The sequence below is a fragment of the Neisseria sp. P0021.S005 genome (assembly GCF_051956955.1).
Genome location: NZ_JBQCWY010000749.1, coordinates 1 through 1,435, shown reverse-complemented (window position 1 = coordinate 1,435; position 1,435 = coordinate 1). Strand labels below are relative to the sequence as shown.

Genomic DNA, 1,435 nt, shown 5'->3' with positions numbered 1-1,435 from the left:
CTTCCTCGTCCTCGAATATTTCAACCGCAAAGACAAGCCCTATTGGTATATCGATACGCACAGCGGTGCCGGTTTGTATGATTTGAGCGGCGATGAAGCGCAAAAAGTCGGCGAATACAAACAAGGCATTGCACTCTTGGAACAAGCTGACAAGCTGCCTGCCGAATTGGCCGAATTTGTGGGCCGTCTGAAACAAATACTGCCGCAAGATAACCTTTACTGCGGCTCGCCTTGGCTGGCACAGGCGCTCACGCGCGACAGCGACAAAATGCGCCTATTTGAGCTACACCCTGCCGATTTTGTCCATTTGCAAAACAATATGCGCGAAGTCCGTCCTGCGCGTAAAGTGCAGGTCAGCCAAGCGGACGGGTATCAAGGTTTGATTTCACTCTTGCCTCCTCCGCCGCGCCGCGCCGCCGTCTTGATTGATCCGCCCTACGAAGAAAAACAAGACTACCGCCGCGTCGTCCAAGTCTTGAAAGATGCTTTGAAACGCTTTGAAACCGGCTGCTACATGGTTTGGTATCCCTGCCTGAGCCGCGAAGAAAGCCGCAAACTGCCGGACGAACTCAAAAAAATCGCTCCCGACAATTATCTCCATGCCGAGCTTCATGTCCATACGCCGCGCAGCGACGGCTTCGGTATGCACGGCAGCGGCATGTTCGTCATCAATCCGCCCTACATGCTTGCCGAACAGTTGCAAAACAATCTGCCCGAACTTTCCAAAATTTTGGCGCAAGATGCAGGCGCGCATTATGTATTGGAAAGCAAAACGAAATAAACGCGGCCGTCTGAACGCATACCCAAGCGCTTCGATTTTGCCGCCACACCTGTTCAGACGGCCTTAACCCTTTATACTTAAGCCTTTTTCCACTACAATTCACAACATAACAATTAACGACCGTCCACTCATGAATATACGCACACCCCTAGCCTGCACGCTCCTGCTTTGCGCGTGCAGCGAATCAGTAAAAAACGAATTTAAAGAAGAATTTACCCAAAGTTTCCGCACCGAATTTGTCCGCTCGGCAACCGAAGCCTGCGTAGAAAAAGCCGCAGGAAAAAGCCCGTTTGATTCCGCGACTACTGAAAAAATCTGCCGCTGCATCGGAGAAAAAACAGTCGACCAAATCAATCCTGAAGACGCAACCTCACTTTTAGGCGGCAGCGACTCCATGAGCGACGAGCTGAAAAAACGCATCAAAGACACCAGCATCGCCTGCACAAAAGAAGTTTTAGGCATGGCTGACAGCAAAACCAAATGAATATGCCGTTTTCAGACGGCCTGAAATTGAAAAATACCCGATTCAAACTTAGGAAAAGAGTGAAACCATGAAGACATTGAACCAATTCTTAGCCCAACACCTGCCCGAACACAAACTGCCGCAAGAGCTGGCCAGCGTACTGGAATCCGTAGCCGCCGCCTGTTTGGACA

Annotated in this window: 2 protein-coding genes; both read left to right on the top strand. The window is 50.5% G+C overall.

Annotated features, from left to right (window positions below):
* Nucleotides 1–781, top strand: a 781-nt coding sequence (locus ACTHUE_RS18970; RefSeq protein WP_440424173.1) for a 23S rRNA (adenine(2030)-N(6))-methyltransferase RlmJ, incomplete at its 5' end; no start/stop codon positions are given.
* A gap of 130 nt (nt 782–911) precedes the next feature.
* Nucleotides 912–1,265, top strand: coding sequence for a hypothetical protein (locus ACTHUE_RS18965; protein ID WP_440424172.1), 354 nt, complete (start codon nt 912–914; stop codon nt 1,263–1,265).
* The last annotated feature ends 170 nt before the right edge of the window (nt 1,266–1,435 follow it).